We start from the raw sequence: 26487 nt of genomic DNA on the forward strand, positions 1-26487 counted from the left end.
CACAACAATTCATGAATTCAAGAATTGCCCTTGCCACCGACTGCGCCAAAGAGCGCGGCATGGACGAGGGCTCAGGTGTTCATGGTGCTGGGGCTCAGATTCCAACGCCATGAATCGCTTCACGCTCCCAACGCGCGTGGAGTGCTTCAATAGGTTGATTTTTTCAACTTGATCAAGGAGAAATAGAAATGGCAACTGCAAAGAAAGCGCCGGCCAAGAAGGCCGCTGCAAAGAAGGCTCCGGCTAAGAAGGCTGTCGCCGCGAAGAAGGCTCCGGCCAAGAAGGTCGCGGCCAAGAAGGCTCCGGCTAAGAAGGCTGTCGCCAAGAAGGTCGTAGCGAAGAAGGCTCCGGCAAAGAAGGTCGCGGCCAAGAAGGTTGCAGCCAAGAAGGTCGTAGCGAAGAAGGCTGCACCGGCGAAGAAGGCCGCTGCCAAGAAGGCTCCGGCAAAGAAGGCCGCCGCCAAGAAGGCGCCTGCCAAGAAGGCCGTAGCGAAGAAGGCGCCTGCCAAGAAGGCTGCTGCCAAGAAGGCCCCTGCGAAGAAGGCTGCCGCCAAGAAGGCCCCTGCCAAGAAGGCCGCGGCCAAGAAAGCCGCGAAAAAGCCCGCTGCCAAGCCTGCCGCTGCTGCCAAGAAGCCTGCTGCCAAGAAGGCCGCCGCACCTGCGAAGGCTGCCGTAGCGCCTGCCCCTGCGGCGCAAACGACGCTGAATCCCCAGGCAGCCTGGCCGTTTCCGACGGCCAGCAAGCCCTGAGTGAATTCTCAGCGGCCTTGAAAGGCACGAAGCCCGGCACCGCAAGGTGCCGGGCTTTTTTCATGGGCGCCCGCCGCCGCTGAATCGCCGAAGCGATGCGGGCGGGTCGTCAGCGAATCACAGGTCGAGCGTCGCGCGGTCGATCTGGTAGTTCTGCGGTCCGCGCTGCGCGATCTTGAGCGCACCGATGCGGTTGCCGAGCGCTGCGCAGCGCGCCAGCGGCCATTCCTTTTCCAGGCCGTACAGCAGGCCGCCGCGCCACGCGTCGCCGCAGCCCGTGGGCTCGACCACGGCCGTGGGCGTCACGCCAGGCACGTGCTCGCGCTCGCCACCGGTCCACACCTCGCAGCCCTCGGCCGCCAGCGTGACCACGAGGCCACGCACGCGCTGCGAGATCTCGGCCAGGCTCCAGCCCGTGCGCTGCGACAGCATCTTGCCTTCGTAGTCGTTGACCACCACCCAGCTCGCGAGCTCGATGAAGTGGCGCAGCGCGTCGCCGTCGAACATCGGCAGGCCCTGGCCCGGATCGAACACGAAGGGAATGCCGGCGGCGGCGAACTGCTCGGCGTGCTGCAGCATCGCCTCGCGGCCGTCGGGCGCGATGATGCCGAGCTTGATGTCCTCGCGCGCCACCACCTTCGTGATGTGCGCCTGCTGCATCGCGCCGGGATGGAACGCCGTGATCTGGTTGTTGTCCGTGTCGTTCATGATCATCGCCTGCGCGGTGAAGGTGTCGTCGAGCTGACGCACGAACTCCGTGCTGATGCCCAGCGTGCGCATGCGCTCGGCGTAGTCGGCGCCGTCACTGCCCAGCGTGGCCATCGGCAGCGCCGTGCCGCCCAGGGCGTTGAGGCTGTAGGCGATGTTGCCGGCGCAGCCGCCGAAGTCACGGCGCAGGCCCGGCACCAGGAACGACACATTCAGGATGTGCAGCTGGTCCGGCAGTATCTGGTCGGCGAACCGGCCTTCGAAAGTCATGATGGTGTCGAACGCGAGGGAACCGCAAATCACTGCTGCCATGGGTGGACCGTAGGTTGGATGAGAAAGGGAACGAGCGGCGCGCGTGTCGGCGCTCCGCTCAGGGATAGAAAGCTTCGACGCGGTAGCCCGCGATCGGCGGCAGTGCCGCCGCCTCGCTGACCGACAGGGTCAGCGGCAGCGAGGCCTCGCGGTCGGCACGCGCGGCCAGCACGCCCGGCGCGCCGTAGTCGGCCGGCGTCAGCACGCGCCGCACGACGGCTTGTTCCTGCGTGTCGAGCAGCGACAGTTCGATGGCCGGCATGGCGAGCGGCACGGTCGCCGCATTGCGCAAGGTGAAGCTCAGCCGGTAGTCGTTGCCGCCGCTCTTCTCGCGCGCGAAGGCCGCGCCTTCGATCACGATGTCGCCGATCTGGCGCAGCGCCGCGAGCTCGCAACCGGTGTATTGGCACAGCGCCGACAGGGCGGGCCGCAGGTTCGGCTGGCGCGCCACGATGCCGTCGCGCTCGTGGCGAACGATCTGCACGATGAGGACCAACGCTGCGAGCACGGCCAGCAGCACGAGCAGGCGACGCATGCCCTTGCGTTGCCAGAAGCCAGGAGACTTGTCAGCCGGCTCGTCTTCTTCGGCGAAGGGATGGTCTTCAGGCGCCTCGAAGGTCGCGGAGAGCGAGAAATCCGGCTCGCCTTCGGCCCGCACGCCGGGGCCCGGCAGCGGCGCGGCGGCCTCTTCGTGCTGCGCGTCACGCGCCTTGGCGTTCGCGATCTTGGCCGACTTGGCGCGCGCACGGCGCAGCGCCTTCTGGATCAGGAGCTGGTCGTGGTCCTTCTCTTCCTGCTCGCGCTCCGCGGCCGCGCCGTCGTCGTTCTCACCGGTCGCTGCAACCAGCCCGCGCAGCGCTGAGCTGCGCGGCAGGTCGGGCAAGGGCGGCGCAGGCGGCGGCGATGCGGGCGGCGGCGCGCCGAGGTTCAGGTCGATGTTCGGAAACGGCGGCAGCGAACTCGCGGGCGGACGCCATGCGGGCTCGGTGGCGTCGAGGTCGGACCAGGGCTCATCCGCGGCGAGGCCGTGCGCGGGCAGCGTCAGCTCGAAAGGCAGCGGGGACGCAGCCGGCGCGACGTTGGTGGCAGCGGTCGACAGTCCGGCTTCGTCTTGCGGGGCAGGCGGTGGCGCCTGCGGCTCGGACTCGTCGTCGAGAAAGTCCGCCTCCTCGACCGCCGGCCGCACGGCCGCCAAGTCGAGGCGCGCGTCGTCGAAAGACGCCACCAGTGCGGCCATCGACGACATCGGCGAAGCTGCCGGCGTGGGTGCAGGTGCCGGCGCGGCAGGCGCGGACACCGCACCATCGGGCGCCTCCTGAAGGTCGAGCGTGGCATCGAACACGTGGCTGCAGCGGCCGCAGCGCACCCAGCCGTCCGAGATGCGAAGCTGGTCGCGCACCACCTTGAAGGTGGTGGTGCAGGCGGGGCAACGCGTGACGAGGCTCATGACCGGGCGATTGTAGGGTTGGGCCCTCGCCGTGCAGGCAGGTGCCCGGGGCGCCCGCGGTGCGAGCGCCCGGCCGCGCGCTTCAGCAGCGCGCGGTCATGAGGATCCAGCCGTCCTCGGTGTCGCTGACTTCGAGCGCGGCGTACGGCGCGTAGGCCGCCTTGAGCTCGTCGGCCTGGCGCTCGAGGATGCCGGCCAGCACCAGCGAGCCGCCGGCGGCCACATGGCTGCGCAGCAGCGGCGCCAGCACCTTGAGCGGCGTCGCGAGGATGTTGGCAAGCACCGTCTGGTACTCGCCCTTCGCTGCTTCGGGCAGGCCCGCGTTCAGCTGCACACCGTTGGCCTCGGCGTTGAGCCGGGTCGAGGAGACCGCGGCTTCGTCGATGTCGACGGCGTCGATGTTGCGCGCACCGAACTTGGCCGCGCCGATGGCCAGGATGCCGGAGCCGCAGCCGTAGTCGAGCACGCGCTGGTCGGCAAAAGCGCCCTCGCCTTGCGTCGCGATCCAGCGCAGGCACATGCGCGTGGTCGGGTGCGTGCCGGTGCCGAAAGCCAGGCCCGGGTCGAGCCGGATCACCTGCCTGGCTTGCGCGGGCGGCTCGTGCCAGGTCGGCACGATCCAGAACTCGGGCGTGATCTCGACCGGTGCGAACTGCGATTGCGTGAGCCGCACCCAGTCCTGATCAGGCACCGGCGCCACGCCGAGCACCGCGCAGCCGTCGAAGAAGTCCTGCAACGCGAGCACCGAGGCGGCCTCGTTGGCGGCATCCTCATCGGGGAACAGCGCAATCACGCGCGAGCGCTGCCAGCCCTCCTTGGGCGGCGGCATGCCGGGCTCGCCGAACAGGGCCTGCTCGGCATCGGTCTGCGCATCGGCGTCTTCGACCGACACGCTCAGCGCATCGAGGGCGTCGAGCGCATCGCCGAGCATTTCGACCCGGTCTTCCGGCGCCATGAGGCGGAGTTCAAACATACAGGGCGTTGCGCGTGGACTCAGCGCTTGTGCGCTGCGAGCCACTCTTCGAGGTAATGAATGTTCGTGCCGCCGCTCATGAACTTGGCGTCGACCATCAGCTCGCGGTGCAGCGGCATGTTGGTCTGGATGCCTTCGATCACCGTCTCGTTCAGGGCCGTGCGCATGCGCGCCATGGCCTGTTCGCGGGTGTCGCCGTACACGATGATCTTGCCGATCATCGAGTCGTAGTTCGGGGGCACGAAGTAGTTGGTGTACACGTGCGAGTCGACGCGAACGCCCGGGCCGCCCGGCGGGTGCCACATGGTGATGCGGCCCGGCGACGGCGTGAACTTCCACGGGTCTTCGGCGTTGATGCGCACCTCGATGGCGTGGCCGCGCATCTCGATCTGGCGCTGCGTGAACGGCAGCTTCTCGCCGGCGGCGACCATGATCTGCGTCTTCACGATGTCGATGCCGGTGGTGAACTCCGTGACCGGATGCTCCACCTGCACGCGCGTGTTCATCTCGATGAAGTAGAACTCGCCGTTCTCGTACAGGAACTCGAAGGTGCCGGCACCGCGGTAGCCGATCTTCTTGCAGGCGGTGGCGCAACGCTCGCCGATCTTCTCGATCAGCTTGCGCGGAATGCCGGGGGCCGGCGATTCCTCGATCACCTTCTGGTGGCGGCGCTGCATGGAGCAGTCGCGCTCGCCCAGGTAGACCGCGTTCTTGTGCTTGTCCGCGAGGATCTGGATTTCGATGTGGCGCGGGTTCTGGAGAAACTTCTCCATGTACACGGCCGGATTGTTGAAGGCCGCGGCGGCTTCCGCCTTGGTCATCTGGATCGCGTTGACCAGCGCCGCCTCGGTGTGCACCACGCGCATGCCGCGGCCACCGCCACCGCCTGCCGCCTTGATGATCACCGGGTAGCCGATCGCACGGGCGATGCGCTTGTTGGTGGCGGCGTCGTCCGACAGTTCGCCTTCCGAGCCGGGCACGCAGGGCACGCCGGCCTTGATCATGGCCTGCTTGGCCGAGACCTTGTCACCCATCGTGCGGATGTTGTCGGGCGTCGGGCCGATGAACTGGAAGCCGCTTTGCTCCACGCGTTCGGCGAAATTGGCGTTCTCGCTCAGGAAACCGTAGCCGGGGTGGATGGCTTCGGCGTCGGTCACCTCGGCGGCCGAGATGATGGCCGGCATGTTGAGGTAGCTCAGGCCCGAAGGCGCCGGGCCGATGCACACGGCTTCCTGCGCCAGCTTGACGTACTTGGCTTCGCGATCGGCTTCGGAATAGACCATCACGGCCTTGATGCCCATTTCGCTGCAAGCGCGCTGGATCCGAAGGGCGATCTCCCCCCGGTTTGCAACCAGAATCTTCTTGAACATGCTTACTCGATGATGAACAGCGGCTGGCCGTATTCGACCGCCTGGCCGTTTTCGCCGAGGATCTGCGTGACCGTGCCGGCCTTGTCGGCCTCGATTTCGTTGAGGATCTTCATCGCCTCGATGATGCAGAGCGTGTCGCCCTCGTTCACCTTGCTGCCGACTTCGACGAAGGCCGCGGCGCCCGGGCTGGACGAACGGTAGAAGGTGCCGACCATCGGCGACTTCACGGCATGGCCGCTCGGTGCGGCTTCGACGGCAGGGGCTGCGGCGGCCGGGGCAACAGCACCGGCCACGGCGGGCGCTGCCACGGCGGGCGCGGCGGCCAGGGTCTGCACGTACTGCACGGGGGCGGCACCGCCACCCTTGACGATGCGGACCTTGCCTTCGGTCTCGGTGATTTCCAGTTCGGAAATATTCGATTCGGACACCAGATCGATCAGTGTCTTGAGTTTGCGCAGATCCATGGGACTCCAGTGCCAGCTTTGCCGGTCTTTAGGAAAGAACTTGACCGAAAACCGTCGATTTTCGGCGTTTGGCGTCTAACGCCAGCTTGTGTATTTAAATTCTAACCGTGAACAAGTTGGCGTCGCCAAGCGTCCAGGTCGGTCGTTTCGAGCTTGCCCATTTTACGAGCCAGCACCGAACCGTCGGCATGGAGCACCAAGGTGAACGGCAGGCCGCCCCCCGTGTTGCCCAGATTCTTCACCAATTCCATGCCCTGCAAGCCGGCCAGCGCGGTCGGGTAGGTGACCGGCGTGCGCTGCAGGAACTTGCGCACGGCACTGGGTTGGTCGATGGCCAATCCCACCACTTGCCAGCCGTTGGCGCTGTGTTCGCGGAAAAAGGCGTCGATCATCGGCATTTCTTCGACGCAGGGCGGGCACCACGTGGCCCAGAAGTTGAGCAGCACGGGCTTGCCGCGCAGGCTCGACAGGGCCAGCTCGCCGCCCTCGGGGCGCTCGAAGCGCTGGTCCCAGAACATGGCGGCATCGAGCTTTTCGCCGCCGGTGGCCGCGACGCCGCTGTCATTGCGCTCACGCCACCAGGCGCCGGCAATGCCGGCCGCGGCAGCGACTGCCGCCACGCCGGCATACAGCATGCCGCGTCGTGTGGGCGTTGAAGTCATTACTGGTCCTTTTCTTGTTCAATGCGTCGGCGCAGCGCGTTCAGGTCGCCGCGCGGCGCGCGCCCCTGGGCGTCGGGCTTGAGGGCGCCGCGCAGGTCGTCGAGGTCGTACACCAGCAGGTGGACCCCGATTTCCTCGCCCAGCGCCCGGCTCGGCGCGTGGACGCTGAGGGCTTCGACCTGCTCGCCATGGAAGCCGGTCACCATGCGCGGCTCGTAGTCCACGTGGTGATCGATCAGGGCGATTTCGGCCGACTTGGAATCATCGCAGAACAATTGAATATAAATGTCTGACAAACGTGTGGCCGTGCCGTGCCAGACGGCGCCGCCCACATGCGGCCGGAACACGGCCATGCGCTCCATCCACTCGAGCGCGAGCAGACGCAGTGCGTGCAGTTCCTGGGGCTGGGTGTCGGCGCAGAAGACCGCGATGTAGTCGCGCACCTCGGCCTCGACCTCGTCGTTGTTGGGCAGCGCGGTGCGCGTCGGGAGGCCGAGTTCGCGCAGCGCCCGGCGCTTGGCCGGGCCGTACTCGAGCCCCTCCTCGACGACGAGTCGGGCGGCAACGGCGGCGATTTCACGCTTGGACGTGTCCATCGGGGCATTTTGCCCGCTGCGGACGTCCCTCACATGAACATCAGTACGGCGCCCGGGGCGAAGCCGCCGGGGCACCCGCAGCGCCTCCCTAGAATTGGCCGATGCACATTCATATTCTGGGTATCTGCGGCACGTTCATGGGTGGTGTGGCCGCCCTCGCACGCGAAGCAGGCCACCGGGTCACGGGCTGCGACGCCGGCGTGTACCCCCCGATGAGCGACCAGTTGCGCGCGCTCGGCATCGATCTCATCGAAGGCTTCGGCGCCGACCAGCTGGCCCTCGCCCCCGACATGTTCGTGGTCGGCAACGTGGTCTCGCGCGCCCGGCTGCCCGACGGCAGCCCCAAGTTTCCGTTGATGGAAGCCATCCTCGACGCCGGCAAGCCCTACACCAGCGGCCCGCAGTGGCTGGCCGAACACGTGCTGCAGGGCCGCCATGTGCTGGCCGTGGCCGGCACGCACGGCAAGACGACCACCACCTCGATGCTGGCCTGGGTGCTCGAACAGGGCGGCAAGGCGCCCGGCTTCCTGGTCGGCGGCGTGCCGCTGGACTTCGGCGTGTCGGCCCGGCTCGGCGACGGCCCGGCCTTCGTGATCGAGGCCGACGAGTACGACACCGCCTTCTTCGACAAGCGCAGCAAGTTCGTTCACTACCGGCCGCGCACCGCCGTGCTGAACAACCTGGAGTTCGATCACGCCGACATCTTCGACGATCTGGCCGCCATCGAGCGCCAGTTCCATCACCTCGTGCGCACCGTGCCCGGCACCGGGCGCCTGGTGGTGAACGCCACCGAAGAGAGCCTGCAGCGCGTGCTGGCCCAGGGCTGCTGGAGCGAACTCGCCCGCTTCGGCGACGGCGGCCCGGCCACGGAATGGCAGGCGCGCGGCACGCACGACGCCTTCGACGTGCTGCACCGGGGCGAAGTGGTCGGCCGGGTCGAGTGGGAACTCTCGGGCCTGCACAACCAGATGAACGCGCTGGCCGCCATCGCGGCGGCCGACCACGTGGGCGTGCCGCCGGCCGATGCGGCCCGCGCACTCGGGCGCTTTCGCAACGTGCGCCGCCGCATGGAATTGCGCGGCACGGTCGAGGGCCAAGGCGGCGCGATCACCGTCTACGACGACTTCGCCCACCACCCCACCGCGATCCGCACCACGCTCGACGGGCTGCGCAAGAAGCTCGACGACGCCGGCAAGCAAAGTGAGCGCATCCTCGCGGCCTTCGAGCCGCGCAGCAACACGATGAAGCTGGGCGTGATGGCCGCGCAACTGCCGTGGAGCCTGGAATCGGCCGACCTGTCGTTCTGCCACACGGCCGGCCTCGACTGGGACGCGGCCGCCGCGCTGGCACCGATGGGCGCACGCGCCCAGGTCGCCGGCGCGATCGAGCCGCTGGTGCAGCAGGTCGTGGCCGCGGCGCGGCCCGGCGATCACATCGTCTGCATGAGCAACGGCGGCTTCGGCGGCGTGCACGAGAAACTGCTGGACGCCCTGCGCGCCGCCCACGGATGATGAACGGCATGCGCGCGCGTGAACTGATCGACACCCTGAAGCTCCAGCCCCACCCCGAGGGCGGCTGGTACAGCGAGGTGTTCCGGTCGGCCGCGAGCGTGACGCCCGCCGACGGCCGCGCCCCGCGCAGCGCGCTGACCAGCATCTATTTCCTGCTCGAAGCCCACCAGCATTCGCGCTGGCACCGGGTGCTGTCGGACGAAGTCTGGGTGCACCTGGAAGGCGTGCCGCTGGCGCTGTGGACCTGCGACGCTGCGATGCGGACCGCGCCGGCCCACGTGAAGCTGGGCCCGGTCGATGTGCACGGCACCCGGCCGCAGCACGTGGTGCCTGCCGGCCAGTGGCAGGCCGCGCGCCCGATCCAGGGCCACGCGAGCGGCGACTACACGCTGGTCGCCTGCATGGTCGGGCCGGGCTTCGACTTCGCGGACTTCTCGCTGGTGCCGCAGGGCAGCGACGAGGCGGCGTCGATGCGGCACCACTGGCCCGACCTGGCCAGCATGCTCTAACTGATAGCGCTTCAGCCCCGGCGCTGCTTGACGGCTTGAGACAGCGTCTCGAGCACCTGCACCGAATCGTCCCAGCCGATGCACGCATCGGTGATGCTCTTGCCGTACTCCAGGCCCGAGAGCTGGTCCTTGCCCGGCGTGAACTTCTGGGCGCCCGGCTGCAGGTGGCTTTCGATCATCACGCCGAACACGCGCTTCGAACCGCCGGCGATCTGGCCGGCGATGTCCTTGGCCACGTCGATCTGCTTCTGGTGCTGCTTGGAGCTGTTGGCGTGGCTGCAGTCGACCATGAGCGTGGGCGGCAGCTTGGCGGCTTCGAGGTCCTTGCAGGCCGCTTCGACGCTGGCGGCGTCGTAGTTCGGCGTCTTGCCGCCGCGCAGGATCACATGGCAGTCGCGGTTGCCGTTGGTCTGCACGATCGCGACCTGGCCGTTCTTGTGCACCGACAGGAAGTGGTGGCCGCGCGCCGCCGCCTGGATGGCGTCGGTGGCGATGCGGATGTTGCCGTCGGTGCCGTTCTTGAAGCCGATGGGTGCCGACAGGCCCGAGGCCAGCTCGCGGTGCACCTGGCTTTCGGTGGTGCGCGCGCCGATGGCGCCCCAGGCGATCAGGTCACCGATGTACTGCGGCGAGATCACGTCGAGGAACTCGCTGCCCGCCGGCAGGCCCAGGCGGTTGATGTCGATCAAGAGCTGGCGCGCGATGCGCAGGCCTTCGTCGATGCGGTAGCTCTCGTCCAGGTACGGGTCGTTGATGAGCCCCTTCCAGCCGACCGTGGTGCGCGGCTTCTCGAAGTACACGCGCATCACGATCTCCAGCGTGCCGGCGTACTTGTCGCGCTCGGCCTTGAGGCGGCGGGCGTACTCGAGGGCCGCGGCCGGGTCGTGGATCGAACACGGGCCCATGATCACCAGCAGCCGGTCGTCCTTGCCGGCCATGATGTTGTGGATGCCGCGGCGGGTGCCGGTGATCAGCGTTTCGATCGGCGTGCCGCGGATCGGGAAGAAGCGGATCAGATGTTCGGGAGGGGGGAGCACGTTGATGTCCTTGATGCGTTCGTCGTCGGTCTTGCTGGTTTTTTCGACGCTCGCATACCAGCTGTCGCCGGCGGGAGGGGTGTTCGTGCTCATGGTTCTCTTCCTTGTTGGTGTGAATGAAAAATCGTCAGGGCATAAAAAAACCGCCGGGGGCTGGAAGCCACCGGCGGTTCTGGGAGGGTGTTCGTTTGCTTTACGCGCTCGCCTCTCGTCCGCCGGAAACCGGGAACCAAAAGTAGGCAAAAAAGTAAGCGCGGAGGGCGGACATGTGGGCGGAATGTAGCACGGAAAACAAAAACCCGGCCAGGCGGCCGGGTCGGTGTTGTTTTTACCTGTAGCCGGATTCGTTGGCGTTATGGATGATCCAGATCAGGTTGCCGCTGCTGAAATCGCCCATGCCGCCGCCCGCGAAGATCAGGCGGCCCTGGCCCTTGTAGGTCATCTCGAAGCGGTGGCGATCGCTGCCGAAGTAGAACGGAATCCAGGCCTTGCCGGTGATGTAGGCGCCCTGGTCGGTGGGCTGGCCGGCGAGGTCGGTGACCTGCTTGGTGCTCATGCCGATCTGCAGGCGCGTGAACTTGCTGTTGCGCGCCGGGTTGCCGGTGATCTCGCCCTCGAAACCGTTCAGGCCCTTGACCGTGCGGCCGCTGCCGGCCTCGACCTTGGAGGAATCGACCACGTTGCCGCGTGCGTCCAAACCGGCCTTCGAGCCGCTGGGCGCCGCGGGCGCGGCAGCGGCCGGGGCGGGTGCCGGTGCGGCGGCGGGCTGGCTGCCCGAACCGCCGCGCGATGCGCAACCGGCTGTGGCCAGCGCGACCACGGCGGTCACGGCCCACAGCACGGCGGGCGAATTGATCCTGTTCCCCATTGAAATGCTCCTTGATTCGTCGTTCGCAAAAAAGGAGCGCAGCTTAGCAACCGAATGAAACGGCCGGCAAGTGCCGAAAGTCCTAAGCCGTTCCACCTACCGTCAGGCCGTCGATGCGAAGGGTCGGCTGGCCGACGCCCACGGGCACGCTCTGGCCTTCCTTGCCGCAGGTGCCGACGCCCGAATCGAGCGCCATGTCGTTGCCGATCATGGTCACGCGGGTGAGCGCGTCGGGGCCGTTGCCCACGATGGTCGCGCCCTTCACCGGGTACTGGATCTTGCCGTTCTCGACCCAGAAGGCCTCGCTGGCCGAGAACACGAACTTGCCGCTCGTGATGTCGACCTGCCCACCGCCGAAGTTGGTGGCGTACAGGCCCTTCTTGATGCTGGCGACGATTTCCTGCGGGTCCTTGTCGCCGCCGAGCATGTAGGTGTTGGTCATGCGCGGCATCGGCACGTGGGCGTAGCTCTCGCGGCGGCCGTTGCCCGTGGGCTTGACCTTCATGAGGCGGGCGTTCATCGAGTCCTGGATGTAGCCCTTGAGGATGCCGTCCTCGATCAGCACGTTGCGCTGGCTGGCGTGGCCTTCGTCGTCCACGTTGAGCGAGCCGCGGCGGTCGGCGATGGTGCCGTCGTCGAGCACCGTGACGCCCTTGGCCGCCACGCGCTGGCCGATGCGGCCCGAGAACGCGCTCGAGCCCTTGCGGTTGAAGTCGCCCTCCAGGCCGTGGCCGATGGCTTCGTGCAGCAGGATGCCGGGCCAGCCCGAACCGAGCACCACCGTCATCTCGCCGGCCGGGGCCGGACGGGCGTCGAGGTTGGTCAGCGCGGCCTTCACGGCGTGGTCGACGTACTCGGCGATCTGTTCGTCGGTGAAGTAGGCCAGGCCGAAACGCCCGCCGCCGCCGCCCGAGCCGACCTCGCGGCGCCCGTTCTGCTCGGCGATCACGGTGACCGACAGCCGCACCAGCGGCCGCACGTCGGCCGCCAGCGTGCCGTCGGCGCGCGCCACCATCACCACGTCGTATTCGCTGGCCAGGCCGGCCATGACCTGCGCCACGCGCGGGTCGCGCGAGCGGGCGAGCTGCTCGACCTTCTCGAGCAGCTTCACCTTGGCCGTGCTGTCGAGCGTGGCGATGGGGTCGATGCCGCCGTAGAGCGAGCGGCTGGAGGCGATCTTGCGCGGCACGGTCTTCACGCGCGCGGTGCGACCGGCGGAGGAAATGGAGCGGACCGTGCGCGCCGCGTCGAGCAGCGAGGCCTCGGAGATGTCGTCCGAATAGGCAAAGGCGGTTTTCTCGCCGCTCACGGCACGCACGCCGACGCCCTGGTCGATGCTGAAGCTGCCGGTCTTGACGATGCCTTCCTCGAGGCTCCAGCCCTCGCTGCGGGTGTACTGGAAGTACAGGTCGGCATCGTCCACGCGGTGCGCGGTGATCTCGGCCAGGGCCTTGCTCAGGTGCGATTCGTCCAAGCCGAACGGCGTGAGCAGGAGCTGTTGCGCCGTGGCGAGGCGCTCGATGGTGGGTTCGCGGGAGATCATGACTGTCATTCTAGGCAGCCGCCCCCGTCCGTGCCGCCCCGGGGGACTCTAGTTCTGGGCGAGTTTGCGGGCCCGCGCGATCGACATCAGGATGCCCAGCCCCAGCCCCAGCGTGACCATGGCGGTGCCGCCGTAGCTGATGAACGGCAGCGGCACGCCCACCACCGGCAGGATGCCGCTGACCATGCCCATGTTCACGAAGGCGTAGGTGAAGAAGATCATGGTCACCGCCCCGGCCAGCAGGCGCGAGAACAGCGTGGTCGCGTTCAGCGCGATAGTCAGCCCGCGGAAGATCAGCAGGATGAAGGCCGCGATCAGCGCCAGGTTGCCGATCAGGCCGAATTCCTCGGAGTACGCCGCGAAGATGAAGTCGGTGGTGCGCTCGGGAATGAATTCGAGGTGCGTCTGCGTGCCCTGCATGAAGCCCTTGCCGCCCACGCCGCCCGAGCCGATGGCGATCATCCCCTGGATGATGTGGAAGCCCTTGCCCAGCGGGTCCTTGCTGGGGTCGAGCAGCGTGCACACGCGCTGCTTCTGGTAGTCGTGCAGCACGCGCCAATCGACGCCGTCGACGCACAGCTGCGACTCGAAACCCACGATCAGCGTGATGGCCACCGCGCCGAGCACCACTGGCGGCACGATCAGCTTCCACGGCAGCCCGGCAAAGAAGATCACCGCCAGCCCGGCCGCCAGCACCAGCAGCGAGGTGCCCAGGTCGGGCTGCTTCATGATGAGCCCGACCGGCACCGCCAGCAGCAGCGTCGCCACCACGAAGTCGAGCGGACGCAACTGGCCTTCGCGGCGCTGGAACCACCAGGCCAGCATCAGCGGCATGGCGATCTTGAGGATTTCGCTGGGCTGGATCACCACGCCCACGTTGATCCAGCGCTGGGCGCCCTTCTTGGTGATGCCGAACAGCGCCACCGCAATCAGCAGCGCCACCCCCGCCGCATAGAGCGGCACGGCGAACGCCATGAGCCGCTGCGGCGGCACCTGCGCCACCACGAACATGATGCCGCCGGCCAGCAGCATGTTGCGGCCATGGTCGAGAAAGCGCGTGCCATGGTCGTAGCCGGAGGAATACATGGTGAGCAGCCCGGCAAAGGCGAGCAGCATCACGGCAAAGGCCAGGAAGCCGTCGAAGCCCTGGAAGATGGGCGCAATGCGACGCGCCAGGGAGGGCTGGTTGAACACGGCAGACATGATGGGGGCGGATTATCCCCGCCCCGCCCGACCCTTCAGTCGAAAACGAGCTGAACGACCGTGCGCCCCGGTCGGCTTTCGATCGCCAGCCGGGCTCCGATGGCGGCGGCGCGCTTGGACAGCGCCTCCGGCACCTCGGCGGCGTCGAAGCCCACGCCGTTGTCGATCACCCGCAGGCGCACGGCGCCGTCGCGCGCGTCGGCCTCGATGCGCAGCGCGCTGGCGTGGGCATGCTGCAGCACGTTCGAGATGGCCTCGAACAGCAGGAACTGCAGCTGCCGCGTGGCGTGGGCGTCAAGCTGCGTCACCGGGGGCAGCTCGTCCACGCCCCACTCGAAGGCGATGTCCGCGGCGGCCAGCCGAGGCTCCAGCCGGTAGCGCAGCGCCGCCAGCAGCGCGCCGATGTCGCCGGGCGGCAGGTGGATGGAGTCGATCGACAGCTTGAGCTGGTCGAGCGAGTCGCGCAGGGTGCGCAGCAGTTCCTCGGGGCTGGTCTGGCCCGACTGCAGCTGGCGGATCGCCGAGCTGATGTGCGAGCCCACGCCGTCGTGCATGTCGCGCAGGATGCGCTCGCGCTCGTGGGTGCGCGCCTGGTCGCGGGCCACCTCCTCCAGCTCGGCGTAGGTGGAAGCGAGTTCGCGTTCGCGCTGCGCCACCCGGTCGGCCAGCGTCTTGACCCAGCCGCGCGCCTGCACGCTCGCGAAGTGGAAGCGCCGCAGCACGATGAGCAGCAGCGCCACGCCGAACATCACCGAGGAATAGCGCACCCAGGTGGTCTCGCCGTAGGCGTCGCTCAGGCGGATCACCAGCCAGTCGCGCGTGCCGAAGGCCACCGTGACCAGCGCAGCGCCGGCCACCAGCAGCCGCTCGACGCTGGGCCGGCGCACCGTGGCGACGGCAAAGGCGGCCACGAAGCCGAGGACGATCGTGATCTCGACCGCCAGCCAGGCCGTGAGCCAGCGCGGCTCCTCGCGGTTCAGCGCCAGCCAGGTGAACACCACGGTGCCGGCCACCACGGCCGCCGTCGGCCAGCGCACCCAGCGCGTGCGCGGGCTCTGCGCCCAGTCCGCAAGGTGGTAGCAGAACATCATGGCGGACGCGGCCCAGCCCGCGTAGCAACCGGCCATCAGCACGCCCCACAGCTGCCACGGCAGCGGCGGCTCGGGAATCATGGCGTCGGCCACGCGCAGCGCCCAGCAGAACTCGGCGACCGCGGCCCAGAAGTAGAGCGCGTCGCGCTGGCGGCGGCCGGTCGCGCCGGTGTCGACCTGGGTGAACCACAGCGCCAGCGCGATGCTGCCGACGATCAGGCTGAACGCCGTCAGCAGCACCGACCCCGTGAAGCGCCAGGCGTAGGCGCCTTCGAACAACGCGGTGCGCACCGGCGTCGCCGGCCCGATGGTGACGCGCGACAGGCCGGCGCGCCGTTCGCTGTCGGCGCGGATGCGGATCTGCAGCAGGTTCTCGCCCTCTTTCAGCAGCAGCCCGGGCACCGGCACGTAGACGGGGGCCTTGGCGTAGTCGGCGCGGTTGCCCTGGCCGAGGTCACCATAGGACTGCAGCAGCGCGCCGTTGAGCTGCACCTCGAAGACGCTGCCGGCGCGGGGAATGAAGACGCCCCAGGGCACCTCGGGCAGGGTCTCGACCCGGAACGGCAGCTCGAAGCTCGCGAAGCCGGTGCGGCCGCGGTGCCGGCGGTCCCAGTGGTAGGACAGGTCGACCGCTTCGGTCTGCACGACACCGTCGATGGTGGTGGTCACCCTGGCGTGGCGCAGCTCGATCGGACCCTGCGTCTCCCCTGCGGCGGCGCCCCCCGCGGCAAGCAGCGCCGCCAGCCCGAGCAGGCACAGGAACGCCAGCCGCCGCAGCATCCGCCCTCAGCCCGGGTGGGACAGCAGGCCGAGGCGCGTGGCCTCGAACACCGCTTCGCTCTTGGAATGCACCGCGAGCTTGCCGTAGAGGTTCTTGATGTGGGTCTGCACCGTGTGCACGCTCAGGCCCTTGAGGCGCGCGATCTCGGCGTACGAGAAGCCGCGCGCGATCAGCGTCAGCACCTCGTGCTCGCGCGCCGAGAGCAGGCCGCGGTCGGCCTCGTCGAGCGCCGTCTCCGCCAGCGCCGCGCCAGTGGTGCCCGGCACGGCCGCCTGCAGGCTGCGGTACTTGGCGAGCACGCGGCGCGCGATCATGGGCGAGATCGGCGAGGCGCCGGCCTTCATCTCGACGATGGTCTGCGCGATGTCTTCCGGTGCGGCGTCCTTGTGGATGTAGCCGACGGCGCCGGCCTCGATGCTGGCCAGCACGTTCTCCTCGTCGCCGAAGACCGACACCACGAGCGGCTCGCAGCCGGGAAAGCGCGCGACGGCATCGCGGATCACGTCCAGGCCGGTGCCGTCGGGCATGCCGAGGTCGACCAGCAGCACGTCGGGGATGGTCGCGGTTGCGGCCAGCCAGCTGCGCGCTTCCTGCACGGTGCCGGCGCTGCCCAGCCAGAACAGGCGCGGGCTGCGCTGCACGCTGGCCTCGAAGAAGGCGCGTGCGCGGCTGTCGTCCTCGACCACGAGCACGCCCCAGCGGCGTGGCATCCCGTCATCCTGTACCTCGGTGTTCATGGGATGAAGCATAAGCCTGGGCACCCACCGCCACGCGGGGCCTGCCTCCCTCGTTCATGGGATGCCCCCTGCCAGATGCGTCACGAAACTTGTCTCTTCTTTCCGCCCTTGCGCCGCACCGCCGCCCCCTGCGCGGCCGCACCGTGAATACTTTCGAATTCCAGCCACGCCCTCGCGGCCTTCTCATGGGCCGATTCGCAGGGATTTGTGGGGTCACCGCGCCGTGAGCGGTGCGGACCTCATGCAAAATTGTCTGAATCCGGCCACGGGGCGCGACCAGCGCACCCCAGTCACCTCCTCCCATGGAACCGCAAACCACCCATCTGTTGTATCTGCACGGCTTCCGTTCGTCGCCCCGCTCGACCAAGGCGCGGCTGGTGGCGAAGCACGTGGCGCGCGAGCACCCGAACCTGGAGTGGTGGTGCCCGCAGCTGCCGCCGTCGCCGCACGATGCGATCGACATGGTGATGAAGGGCATCGCGCACTGGCCGCGCAAGTCGATGGCGGTGATCGGTTCGTCGCTGGGCGGTTTCTACGCCACCTACGTCGCCGGCATGACGCGCTGCCGCGCCGTGCTGCTCAACCCCGCGGTGCACCCGGCGCGCGACCTCACGCGCTACATCGGCAGCCAGACCGCCTGGCACGATCCGGCCGAGCACTTCTATTTCCAGCCCGAATTCATCCAGGAGCTGCGCGCCATGGAAATCGGCGCGCTCACGCGGCCCGAGCGCCTGTTCGCAATCATCGCCAAGGGCGACGAGGCGCTCGACTGGCACGAGATGTCGGCGCGCTACCCCGACAGCCGCATCAAGCTGCTCGAGGGCGGCGACCATGCGCTGTCCGATTTCGAAAAAGCGCACCTCGACGACGTGATGGCGTTCATCAACCCCGTCTAGCGTCCGCCCCGGGCCCGGAAGGGCGTCCGATCCCGCGTGGGAGAATCGCCGGATGTTTGTATTGTTTGAAGAAGCCGGCAAATACCTCGGCGGCCGCATCCTGTCGGAAGCCGAAGCCTCGGCACAGGTCGAGCTCGAGACCGGCAAGCGCGTCAAGGTCAAGGGCGCCAACATCGTTCTGCGTTTCGAAAAGCCGTCCCCGGCCGAGCTGATGGCCGAGGCGCGCACGCTCGCCGCCGCCATGGACCTCGACCTCGCCTGGGAATTCGCAGCCGAAGGCGAGTTCGGCTTTGCCGACCTGGCCGCCGACTATTTCAGCGACAAGCCCTCGCTCGCCCAGCAGGCCGCCGCGCTGTTCGCGCTGTTCGAGGCGCCGCACTACTTCCGCCGCGCGGGCAAGGGGCGCTTCAAGAAGGCGCCGGCCGAGATCGTGCAGCAGGCGCTGGCCGCCATCGAGAAGAAGAAGGCCATCCAGGCGCAGATCGTCGAATGGGCGGGCCAGCTGGCCGAGGGCGTGTGCCCGCCGCCGATCCGCGAGCAGCTCTACAAGATCCTGTTCAAGCCCGACAAGAACGCGCCCGAGTACAAGGCCGTGGTCGACGCCGCGCGCGCCACGCAGCGCCCGCCGCTCGACCTGCTGGAGCGCGCCGGCGCCATCGATTCGCCCTACCAGTTCCACTGGCGGCGCTTCCTGTTCGAGAACTTCCCCAAGGGCACCGGCTTTCCCGCGCTCGCGGCGCCGGCCGTCGCCGACGACCTGCCGCTGGCCGACGGCGTGCGGGCCTTCTCGATCGACGACTCGCAGACCACCGAAATCGACGACGCGCTGTCGGTGCAGGGCATGGGCAGCGGCACCATCACGGTCGGCATCCACATCGCCGCACCGGGCCTGGCGCTGACGCCGGGCAGCGCCATCGACGCCGTGGCGCGTGCGCGCATGTCCACCGTGTACATGCCGGGCTACAAGATCACCATGCTGCCCGACGAGGTGGTCGACACCTACACGCTGCTCGAAGGCGGCGACCGCCCGGCCGTGTCGCTCTATGCGCGCTTCGACGAAGCCACGCTCGAGCTGCAGGGCACCGAGACGAAACTCGAACGCGTGCCGATCGTCGCCAACCTGCGCCACGACCAGCTCGACGCTGTCGTCACGCAGCCCTGGCTCGAAGACGCCACCTTCAACTCCGACAACACCCCCGACGCCGCCGCGAAGCTGCGCGCGCCGCTCTCCCTCCTGTTCCGCCTGGCCAAGCACCTGAAGGCGCAGCGCGAAGTGGTGCGCGGCAAGCCCGAGAACTTCAGCCGGCCCGACTACAACTTCCGCCTCGTCGGCAACGACGGCGCGGAGCCTACCGGCAACGAGCAGGTGCAGATCAGCACGCGCCAGCGCGGCGCGCCACTCGACCTGATCGTGTCCGAGGCCATGATCCTGGCCAACAGCAGCTGGGGCGGCTGGCTGGGCGAGCTCGGCGTGCCGGGCCTGTACCGCAGCCAGGCCAGCCTGGCGCCCGGCATCAAGGTGCGCATGGGCACGCGCGCGCTGCCGCACGCGGGCCTGGGCGTGAAGAGCTACGCCTGGAGCACCTCGCCGCTGCGCCGCTACACCGACCTCGTGAACCAGTGGCAGATCATCGCGGCCGCGCGCCACGGCAAGACCGCCGCGCTGGCCGCGCCCTTCAAGCCGAAGGACGCCGACCTGTTCTCGATCCTGTCGGGCTTCGATGCGGCCTACGCCACGTACAACGCCTACCAGGGCGGCATGGAGCGCTTCTGGACGCTGAAGTACCTGCAGCAGCAGGGCATCACCGAGCTCGAGGCCACGGTCATCAAGGACATTCCCAACGGTGCGCTGGTGCGCGCCGACACGCTGCCGCTGGTGTTCCCGGTGGCCGGCCAGCAGGAGCGCGGCGCGCGCGTGCGCGTGAAGCTCGGCGAGATCGATGAGATCGCGCTCGACGTGAGCGGCACCGTGCTCGAACGCTTCGACGTGCCGCAGGCCGATGCCGCAGCCGCTGACGGCGGCGAGGACGACGAGGAAGAAGTCGCCGGCCCGATCGCCATCGCGGTCGACCTGAGCGACACCGAGGCCGCACCCGACCCGGCGACGACCACGCCTGCATGACCCCCGGTCGAACGACCGGAGACACGCGACCCCTGGAGGAGTTTCGAGAATGAATCTCAAGGACCTCAGCACGCTGCAGATCGCTCTGGGCGTGTCGGTCATCGCGCATGCCGCGTTGCTCGCGGTGCGCTTCGTCGATCCCGAATCGCTCAACCGGGTCTTCAGCGAAACCCCGCTCGAGGTGATCCTGGTCAACAGCAAGACCAACGACAAGCCCGACCCCGCGGCCCGCGTGATGGCGCAGACCACGCTCGCGGGCGGCGGCGACCTCGACAAGGGCCGGGCCACCAGCCCGCTGCCGCCGTCGAGCTTCACCACCATGGGCGACTCGTTCGAAGAGTCGCGCCGCCAGGTCGAGGCCATGCAGGCCCAGCAGATGCAGATGCTGGCGCAGCTCAAGCGCGAGCTGGCCGCCATGCCCGTGCCCGATCCGCGCCAGGCCGGCGACCCGACCGAGGCCGCCGCGCGCGAGGAAAAGCGCCGCCAGATGGTCGCGCTGCTCGCCGAGATCGAGCGCCGCGTGAACGAGGAAAACGCGCGCCCCAAGAAGCGCTACCTGAGCCCCGCCACGCGCGAGGCCGCCTACGCGCTGTACGTCGACACGCTGCGCCGCCGCATCGAGGTCAAGGGCACCGAGAACTTCCCGACCGCGGCCGGCAAAAAGCTCTATGGCGAACTCAAGATGACCGTCACCATCAACCACGACGGGCGCGTGCTCGACGCCGTGGTCGACGAAAGCTCGGGGAACACCACGCTGGACCGCCGTGCCCAGGCCATCGTGCGCAGCGTCGGCAACTTCGGCAAATTCACCGACGCGATGCGCAAGCAGACCGACCAGATCGTGCTGCAGTCGCGCTTCAAGTTCACGCGCGACGAGACCATCGAGCTGTCGTCCCAATAGCAACAGCACCCCAGCAGAACACGGAGCATCGGCCATGGATCAGTACTGCGTCATGGGCAACCCCGTCGAGCACAGCCGCTCGCCCCGCATCCACGCGCGCTTTGCCGAACTCTGCGGCCAGCCCATGGCCTACGGCCGGCGCCTGGTGCCGATCGGCGCCTTCGCAGAAGGCATCGCCGCCTTCCGCAGCGAAGCGGCCGCGCAGGGCGATGCGGCACGCGGCTGCAACGTCACCGTGCCCTTCAAGTTCGACGCCGCCGCGCTTGCGCAGCACACCAGCGAGCGCGCCACGCTGGCGCAGGCGGTGAACACGCTGCGCTTCGAGGCCGACGGCAGCATCCATGCCGACAACACCGACGGCATCGGCCTGGTCAACGACATCGTGCGCAACGCCGGCGTGCCGCTGGCGGGCCGGTCGCTGCTACTGATCGGCGCCGGCGGCGCCGCGGCGGGCGTGCTCGGGCCGCTGCTCGACGCGGGCGCCGCGCACGTCGTGGTGGCCAACCGCACGCTCGACAAGGCCATCGCGCTGGTGCAGCGCCATGCCGCGCTCGCGCTGCGCCACGGCGCCACGCTCGAGGCCTGGGCGCTCGACGACGTGCCGGGCGACTTCGACGTGGTGGTCAACGCCACCGCCTCCAGCCTCGCGGGCGACGCGGTGCCCGTGCGCGCGCAGGTGCTGCGTCCCGGCGCGCTGGCCGTCGACATGATGTACGGCCCCGCCGCCGCAGGCTTCATGGCCTGGGCCGAAGCGCACGGTGCGGTCGCGCGCGACGGCCTCGGCATGCTGGTGGAACAGGCCGCCGAGGCCTTCGAATTCTGGCGCGGCGTGCGCCCGCCGTCGGCGCAGGTGCTGGCCGAGCTGCGCGCCTCGCTCGCCGCCGGCGCATGAAGGGCCTGCTGCGCCTGATCGCCTGCCTCGTGGTGGCGGGCCTGGCGCTCGAACTGTTCTTCGTGGTGCGCATCGCGGCCATGGCGGTGATCGATCCGCAGAGCACGGCCTTCCAGCGCTCCGAGGCCTGGCGCGTCGCCCTCTCGCAGGGCCGCGACGGAGGATGGCGCCAGGACTGGGTGCCCTACTCGCAGATCAACGACACCCTCAAGCGCGCCGTGATCGCCAGCGAAGACGCCGGCTTCGTCGACCACAACGGCGTCGAGTGGGAAGCCATCGAGCGTGCGCGCCAGCGCAACGCCCGCGCCGAACAGCTGGCCGCCAAGCGCATGGCGCGCGCGGCGGCACGCGGCAAGCCGGCGCAACCGGCCCCGCTGCGCGGCGGCTCCACCATCACGCAGCAGCTCGCGAAGAACCTGCTGCTGTCGGGCGAACGCACCATGCTGCGCAAGGGCCAGGAGCTGGTGCTCGCCACGCTGCTCGAGGTGCTGCTCGACAAGCGGCGCATCCTCGAGATCTACCTGAACAACGTCGAATGGGGCGAAGGCGTGTTCGGCGCCGAGGCCGCGGCGCAGTACTACTTCAGGAAGCCCGCCGCGCGCCTGAGTTCCTACGAGGCCGCGCGCCTGGCCGTGATGCTGCCGAGCCCGAAGTTCTTCGAGCGGCGGCCCAATTCGTCGTACATCAACGGACGGGCATCGACGATCGTGGCGCGGATGCCGGCGGTCGACCTGCCCTGAGCTTGCGCACCGCGCCTTCCACCGCCAGCACGGCGACGAAGCCGATCGCGTAGGCCAGCACGTCCCACCAGTCGGCGGTGGCACCGAGCACGATGCGCAGCGCGCGGTTCGGAATGTGCAGGTGCCACGTCGACGCAAGGAACTGCCCCAGCTCCACCAGCAGCCCCACGCCGAAGGCCGCCAGTGCGAGCGGCAGCACGCGCGCGGCGACGAAGGTCTTGAACACGAGGTACACCCACGCCACGGCCAGCACGTCGCCGAAGAAGCTTCGCACCCAGCCCCAGCGCGCGCCGACGGTGGCCAGCAGCACGAGCAACACAAAGAGGGCCACCGCCCACGCCAGGGAAAGAAGATCGAATCGCCATCGCATGGCCCGTATCATCGCCTCCATATGCTGGCAAAGCTCACAGGTTGGTTGCTGCTGGGAATCGTCCGATTGCTCACCGGCGCGCAGGCGCGCTGGTACGGCTGTCCACCGAAGGCCGAGCAGCGCATCTACTTCGCGAATCACCAGAGCCACGCGGACCTCGTGATGATCTGGGCCGCGCTGCCCGAAGAGCTGCGCAGCATCACGCGGCCGATCGCGGCGCGCGACTACTGGGCCAACACGCCGGTCAAGCGCTGGATCACGACGGAGGTGTTCAACGCGGTGTATGTGGAGCGGGCGGCCACGGGGGCTGCACCGGTGGCGCCGCCGCCGGAAACACCGCCTCAGGCACCGCCACGCGCGGCGCCCATCGCCCCGGCCGAGCGCATCGAGCCGTCGATGGAGCCGCTGCTGCCGATCGAAACTGTGTCTCACGCACCGGCCGCCGAAGGCCCGCAGGAGATTCAGGGACAGCTCGACCTGCCCGCGCCCCCACCGCCCCCACCACCGGTCGCACCGCCGCCGGTCATCGAACCCGAAGCACCGGCCGCCGCGCTCGAGCCGCCCGCCGCCGACCCGCTCGCGCCACTCATCGACGCGCTGCGCAGCGGCGACTCGATCATCATCTTTCCCGAAGGCACGCGCGGCCACACCGGCGAGCCGCAGAAATTCAAGTCGGGCCTGTACGCGCTGGCGACGATGTTCCCCGACGTGGTCCTCGTGCCGGCCTGGATCGACAACGTGCAGCGCGTGATGCCCAAGGGCGAGATCGTGCCCGTGCCCATCCTGTGCTCCGTCACCTTCGGCGCGCCGATCCGCGTCGAAGCAGGCGAAGAGCGCCGCCCTTTCCTCGACCGTGCGCGTGCCGCCGTGATCGCATTGCGCGACGTCTGAAGGTATGAACCAGTTCCTGCGCAGCCTCAGCCCGACCCAGCAGGTCGCGGCCCTTTTCCTGATCGTCTTCGGCTTGCTCTTCATCGTGAGCACCGCCGTCTTCTTCCTGAGCTTCAAGGAGCGGCGCAACCCGGTGCACGACGAGTCGTGGCAGGCCGAGCTGGCGCATTTCCGCGCGCTGCTGGGCACCACCTGGTTCATGGTGATCGTGTTCTGGATCGGCTGGGCGCTGGGCGAAACGGTGGCCACGGTGCTGTTCGCGCTGATCGCGTTTTTTGCGCTGCGCGAATTCATCACGCTCTCGCCGACGCGGCGCGGCGACCACCGCAGCCTGATCCTCGCGTTCTTTGTGGTGCTGCCGATCCAGTTCTGGTTGGTGGCCACGGCGCGCTTCGACCTGTTCACGGTGTTCATCCCGGTCTACGTCTTCCTCGCCATTCCGGTGGCGAGCGCGCTGGCGAACGACCCCAGCCATTTCCTCGAGCGCAACGCCAAGCTGCAGTGGGGCATCATGGTCTGCGTCTACGGCATGAGCCACGTGCCCGCGCTGCTGCTGCTGACCTTCCCCGGCTACGAAGGCAAGAGCGCGTTCCTCGTGTTCTTCCTGGTGTTCGTGGTGCAGACCTCGGTGCTGGTGCAGCACCTGATCTCGCGGCGCATGCAGCGCACGCCGTTCGCGCCGAACGTGAGCCGCAGCTTCAACTGGACCAGCTGGGGCGTCGGCATCGTCGTGGCCAGCCTGGTGGGCGCGCTGTTCTCGTTCATCACGCCGTTCAAGTTCGGGCAGGCGCTCGCGGTGTCGATCATTGCCTGCGTCGCGGGCTCGATGGGCCACCTCGTGATGAAGGCGCTCAAGCGCGACCGCGGCATTCCGAACTGGGGGCAGAAAGGCGTGGGCGTGACCGGCGCCAACGGCCTGCTCGACCGCGTCGACGCGCTGTGCTTCGCGGCGCCGATCTTCTTCCACTCGATCCGCTGGTACTTCAACGTCTGAAGCACCGGACGGCGGGCGATCAGACCTTGCGCCGCACCACCCGATCGAAGGCCTGCTTCGCGCGCCGTCCTAGAGCCCTCGTCTTCAGCGCCTGAAGCTCGCGCTTGAGCCGCGTGCGCTGCTCGGCCGAGAGCGCTGTGCCGAAACGCCCGAGTGCCAGCTCCAGCGCCTCGCGCTGCGCCGCCACCCGACCCTGCCGCCCTTCAGCCTCGGCCAGCCATTCGCAGGCATTGGCCACGCGCTCGCGCAAGGCCGCGTCGCCCGACTCGCCGAAGCGCGCGATGAGCACGCGGTAGGCCTTGGCCTGGCCCGGCAGGTCGTCCATCTTGTCGAAGGCCTTGGCCTTGTTGATCAGCGACTTGGCGGCCCACAGCTGCAGGGCGCTGTCCCGCGCCATCGCCGTGCGCGCGATCACCTCGTCGTAGCTGGCCACGGCCTCGGCGAAGCGGCCCGCGCGGCGCAGCACGGCGCCCTTGCGGAACAGCGCACCGGCCACGCGCGCGCGCAGGTCGGGCAGCTCGGAATTGCCCCAGCGCGCAACGATTTCGTCGTGCACGCGCATCTCGTCCGCGGGCCGCGCGAGGCGGTCGAGCGCGGTGCTCTTGTATTGCAGGCACAGCGCCACCTGCGACTGCATCTCGGTGGAGGCATCGGCGCCGTAGCGCGCGTCCATCGCGTCGGCGGCCTCGACGACCTCGGCGAAGTGCTCGAGCGCCAGCAGGCAGAAGGTCTTGTGCGACAGAGCGCGGGCGCACTGGCGGCGCATGAGCGGGTGCGGCGACGCGGCATGCGCCGCGAGCACCTCGTCGAAGAGCGCGATGGCCTCGCGCGATGCGCCCGCGTCACCGAGCTTGCGGCCTTCGCGAACGGTGTCGCACGCCGCATCGAAGAGCTCGGCCGGCAACTCGCCGGCCTCGAGGCCGCCGGTCTTGCGCAGCCGCTTCAGGCAGGCCTCGCGCCCGGCCATGGCCTTCACGCGCAGCTCGCGCAGTTCGGGCGTGGCGCCGTCGCGCGACGCCGCCACGAGTGGCTCGTACACCGCAAGCGCCGCCTCGGGCCGCCCCAGCAGATCGAGCAGCACGAAGCCCTTGTGCAGCAAGGTGGTGGCCACGGTGCGCTGCACCACGGCGTCGCCGTCGCGCGCGAAGGTGCCGAGCAGGCGCTCGCAGGCAGCCAGCGCGGCCTCGCCGTCGCCCTGGTCGCGCAGCCCCACGGCCCATTCGTGGGCGCGCACGGCCGCGAGGCGGCGCACCTGCGCGGAGGCGTCGTGGCCGTAGCGGTCGAGCAGCCAGCCGACCAGCTCGGCGCGGCGCGCGACCTCGTCGAGCCCGAGGCCGTCGAAGAACAGGGCCAGCGCGCGCACGCCTTCCAGCCGCAGCTCGAGCGCAGCCTCGGCCAGGCCGGTCTCGATCTGGTCGGCCACCTGCAGGCACAGCACCTGCGCCTGCGTGTGCTGCGCCAGCTCGCGCAGGTTGAGCACCGCGGCCAGCCGGGCCCGCGCCACGCGCAGGACCACGCCGGCGTCGGCGCCGCCCTCGAAGCGTTCGATGGCCGCTTCGAGCGTGGCCAACGCGTCCTGCGGCAGGCCGCGGTGGTGTTCGATCTCGGCCTTCAGCAGGCGCGCGTCGAGCCGCCATGCATCGAGCGCGGCATCGGCCTGTGCGTCGAGCTGCTCGCTCATGAAGTCGCAGGCCTCGCAGCGCGCCGCCGCGTCGTCGATGAGCCAAGTGCGCTGGTACAGCGCGTGGGCGATGTGTGCGCGGATCTCGGGCTCGCTGCGCCCGCCGTGCGCGGCCACCAGGCGGTCGAGTGTGGCCAGCGCGTCGGCCGGGCGGTGCAGCTGGCGCAGCACGTGCGCGAGCAGCCGCAGCGCCTGGCAACAAGGCACGACCACGGCGGCGTCGGGCAGCGCGCCGAACTCGGCGATCAGCCGGCTGCAGGCGGCGATCGCCTCGCGGCGGCGGCCGAGGTCGCTGAGCAGCTCCGCCTGGCGGAAGCTCGCGGCGGCGCGTTCGGCGGGAGATTGCTGCAGGTGCGCGGGCAGGGCCGGGGCGTCGTTCGATGGCTTCGGTTGCTGCTGCGCGGAGGACTCGACTACATTCACCTTCGCTTCCTTGTGT

The 26487-nt window shown here is 69.0% G+C and carries 25 protein-coding genes; 10 read left to right on the plus strand and 15 right to left on the minus strand.

What is annotated here, in order from left to right; all coding sequences use genetic code 11:
- Positions 1 to 188 precede the first annotated feature (188 nt).
- Complete coding sequence (locus FFI97_RS26660; protein WP_056575601.1) at positions 189 to 749, plus strand: histone H1-like DNA-binding protein; 561 nt, start codon at positions 189 to 191, stop codon at positions 747 to 749.
- Between the two features lie 117 nt (positions 750 to 866).
- On the opposite strand, the gene FFI97_RS26665 is transcribed toward FFI97_RS26660, so the two are convergent.
- The 7 genes from FFI97_RS26665 to FFI97_RS26695 form a co-directional block, all read right to left on the minus strand.
- Positions 867 to 1769: a carbohydrate kinase family protein gene (locus FFI97_RS26665; RefSeq protein ID WP_070060110.1), complete on the minus strand. Its 903-nt coding sequence runs from the start codon at positions 1767 to 1769 to the stop codon at positions 867 to 869.
- Positions 1770 to 1827: 58 nt separating this feature from the next.
- Positions 1828 to 3216 (minus strand): zinc-ribbon and DUF3426 domain-containing protein, encoded by a 1389-nt coding sequence (locus tag FFI97_RS26670; protein WP_139703023.1) that lies wholly within the window; start codon positions 3214 to 3216, stop codon positions 1828 to 1830.
- An 82-nt stretch (positions 3217 to 3298) separates the two neighbouring features.
- Complete coding sequence (gene prmA / locus FFI97_RS26675; protein WP_139703022.1) at positions 3299 to 4189, minus strand: 50S ribosomal protein L11 methyltransferase; 891 nt, start codon at positions 4187 to 4189, stop codon at positions 3299 to 3301.
- A 20-nt stretch (positions 4190 to 4209) separates the two neighbouring features.
- A complete protein-coding gene (gene accC, locus FFI97_RS26680) occupies positions 4210 to 5559 on the minus strand; it encodes an acetyl-CoA carboxylase biotin carboxylase subunit (protein WP_062480332.1) in 1350 nt (449 codons plus the stop codon).
- A 2-nt stretch (positions 5560 to 5561) separates the two neighbouring features.
- Positions 5562 to 6023, minus strand: coding sequence for an acetyl-CoA carboxylase biotin carboxyl carrier protein (gene accB, locus FFI97_RS26685; RefSeq protein WP_139703021.1), 462 nt, complete (start codon positions 6021 to 6023; stop codon positions 5562 to 5564).
- Positions 6024 to 6124: 101 nt separating this feature from the next.
- Positions 6125 to 6685, minus strand: a complete 561-nt coding sequence (locus FFI97_RS26690) for a TlpA family protein disulfide reductase (RefSeq protein ID WP_139703020.1) — start codon at positions 6683 to 6685, stop codon at positions 6125 to 6127.
- On the minus strand, positions 6685 to 7281 hold the full coding sequence (locus tag FFI97_RS26695) for a hypothetical protein (protein ID WP_062481235.1): 597 nt from the start codon (positions 7279 to 7281) through the stop codon (positions 6685 to 6687). Before FFI97_RS26695 ends, FFI97_RS26690 begins: the two co-directional genes overlap by 1 nt.
- 101 nt (positions 7282 to 7382) lie before the next feature.
- Between FFI97_RS26695 and mpl the strand changes: the two genes are divergently transcribed.
- Together mpl and FFI97_RS26705 are read left to right on the plus strand one after the other, a co-directional pair.
- Complete coding sequence (mpl, locus tag FFI97_RS26700; RefSeq protein WP_139703019.1) at positions 7383 to 8792, plus strand: UDP-N-acetylmuramate:L-alanyl-gamma-D-glutamyl-meso-diaminopimelate ligase; 1410 nt, start codon at positions 7383 to 7385, stop codon at positions 8790 to 8792.
- The gene (locus FFI97_RS26705) at positions 8792 to 9301 is read left to right on the plus strand and encodes a cupin domain-containing protein (protein WP_139703018.1); all 510 of its coding nucleotides are present in this window, start codon (positions 8792 to 8794) and stop codon (positions 9299 to 9301) included. Before mpl ends, FFI97_RS26705 begins: the two co-directional genes overlap by 1 nt.
- Before the next feature lie 11 nt (positions 9302 to 9312).
- Here FFI97_RS26705 and FFI97_RS26710 read toward each other — a convergent pair whose 3' ends face one another.
- The 6 genes from FFI97_RS26710 to FFI97_RS26735 form a co-directional block, all read right to left on the minus strand.
- Positions 9313 to 10431, minus strand: coding sequence for a 3-deoxy-7-phosphoheptulonate synthase (locus FFI97_RS26710; protein WP_095948192.1), 1119 nt, complete (start codon positions 10429 to 10431; stop codon positions 9313 to 9315).
- Between the two features lie 235 nt (positions 10432 to 10666).
- The gene (locus FFI97_RS26715; RefSeq protein ID WP_139703017.1) at positions 10667 to 11206 is read right to left on the minus strand and encodes a hypothetical protein; all 540 of its coding nucleotides are present in this window, start codon (positions 11204 to 11206) and stop codon (positions 10667 to 10669) included.
- Between the two features lie 82 nt (positions 11207 to 11288).
- A complete protein-coding gene (gene tldD, locus FFI97_RS26720; RefSeq protein ID WP_139703016.1) occupies positions 11289 to 12749 on the minus strand; it encodes a metalloprotease TldD in 1461 nt (486 codons plus the stop codon).
- A 48-nt stretch (positions 12750 to 12797) separates the two neighbouring features.
- Entirely contained in the window at positions 12798 to 13952 is a 1155-nt protein-coding gene (rodA, locus tag FFI97_RS26725) for a rod shape-determining protein RodA (RefSeq protein ID WP_139703015.1), read from the minus strand.
- 35 nt (positions 13953 to 13987) lie between these two features.
- Positions 13988 to 15823: an ATP-binding protein gene (locus FFI97_RS26730; RefSeq protein ID WP_139703014.1), complete on the minus strand. Its 1836-nt coding sequence runs from the start codon at positions 15821 to 15823 to the stop codon at positions 13988 to 13990.
- 6 nt (positions 15824 to 15829) lie between these two features.
- Positions 15830 to 16573, minus strand: a complete 744-nt coding sequence (locus FFI97_RS26735; protein ID WP_139703013.1) for a response regulator transcription factor — start codon at positions 16571 to 16573, stop codon at positions 15830 to 15832.
- Between the two features lie 290 nt (positions 16574 to 16863).
- Here FFI97_RS26735 and FFI97_RS26740 point away from each other — a divergent pair, with 290 nt between their 5' ends.
- From FFI97_RS26740 to mtgA, 5 genes are read left to right on the plus strand one after another with little or no spacing between them, the layout of a single operon-like run.
- Positions 16864 to 17457 (plus strand): YqiA/YcfP family alpha/beta fold hydrolase, encoded by a 594-nt coding sequence (locus FFI97_RS26740; RefSeq protein WP_095743618.1) that lies wholly within the window; start codon positions 16864 to 16866, stop codon positions 17455 to 17457.
- A 52-nt stretch (positions 17458 to 17509) separates the two neighbouring features.
- On the plus strand, positions 17510 to 19579 hold the full coding sequence (locus FFI97_RS26745) for a ribonuclease catalytic domain-containing protein (protein ID WP_139703012.1): 2070 nt from the start codon (positions 17510 to 17512) through the stop codon (positions 19577 to 19579).
- A gap of 49 nt (positions 19580 to 19628) precedes the next feature.
- Positions 19629 to 20480 carry an energy transducer TonB gene (locus FFI97_RS26750; protein ID WP_139703011.1) on the plus strand — a complete coding sequence of 284 codons (852 nt, stop codon included), beginning with the start codon at positions 19629 to 19631 and terminating at the stop codon, positions 20478 to 20480.
- A 34-nt stretch (positions 20481 to 20514) separates the two neighbouring features.
- Complete coding sequence (gene aroE, locus FFI97_RS26755; protein ID WP_139703010.1) at positions 20515 to 21372, plus strand: shikimate dehydrogenase; 858 nt, start codon at positions 20515 to 20517, stop codon at positions 21370 to 21372.
- Positions 21369 to 22112, plus strand: coding sequence for a monofunctional biosynthetic peptidoglycan transglycosylase (mtgA, locus tag FFI97_RS26760; RefSeq protein ID WP_139703009.1), 744 nt, complete (start codon positions 21369 to 21371; stop codon positions 22110 to 22112). Before aroE ends, mtgA begins: the two co-directional genes overlap by 4 nt.
- Here mtgA and FFI97_RS26765 read toward each other — a convergent pair.
- Positions 22057 to 22494 (minus strand): DUF2809 domain-containing protein, encoded by a 438-nt coding sequence (locus FFI97_RS26765; RefSeq protein WP_139703008.1) that lies wholly within the window; start codon positions 22492 to 22494, stop codon positions 22057 to 22059. The two genes, mtgA and FFI97_RS26765, sit on opposite strands and share 56 nt — an antisense overlap.
- Positions 22495 to 22503: 9 nt before the next feature.
- On the opposite strand from FFI97_RS26765, the gene FFI97_RS26770 reads away from it, so the two are divergent.
- Both FFI97_RS26770 and FFI97_RS26775 read left to right on the plus strand, forming a co-directional pair.
- Entirely contained in the window at positions 22504 to 23373 is an 870-nt protein-coding gene (locus FFI97_RS26770) for a lysophospholipid acyltransferase family protein (RefSeq protein ID WP_139703007.1), read from the plus strand.
- A 4-nt stretch (positions 23374 to 23377) separates the two neighbouring features.
- On the plus strand, positions 23378 to 24367 hold the full coding sequence (locus tag FFI97_RS26775) for a phosphatidate cytidylyltransferase (RefSeq protein ID WP_095948182.1): 990 nt from the start codon (positions 23378 to 23380) through the stop codon (positions 24365 to 24367).
- Positions 24368 to 24386: 19 nt separating this feature from the next.
- Here the strand turns inward: FFI97_RS26775 and FFI97_RS26780 are convergent, their stop codons facing one another.
- Positions 24387 to 26471 carry a hypothetical protein gene (locus tag FFI97_RS26780; RefSeq protein WP_139703006.1) on the minus strand — a complete coding sequence of 695 codons (2085 nt, stop codon included), beginning with the start codon at positions 26469 to 26471 and terminating at the stop codon, positions 24387 to 24389.
- Positions 26472 to 26487 lie beyond the last annotated feature (16 nt).

Origin of the sequence: Variovorax sp. KBS0712, assembly GCF_006323185.2 — a bacterium.
GTDB classification, from domain to species: Bacteria; Pseudomonadota; Gammaproteobacteria; order Burkholderiales; family Burkholderiaceae_C; genus Variovorax; species Variovorax boronicumulans.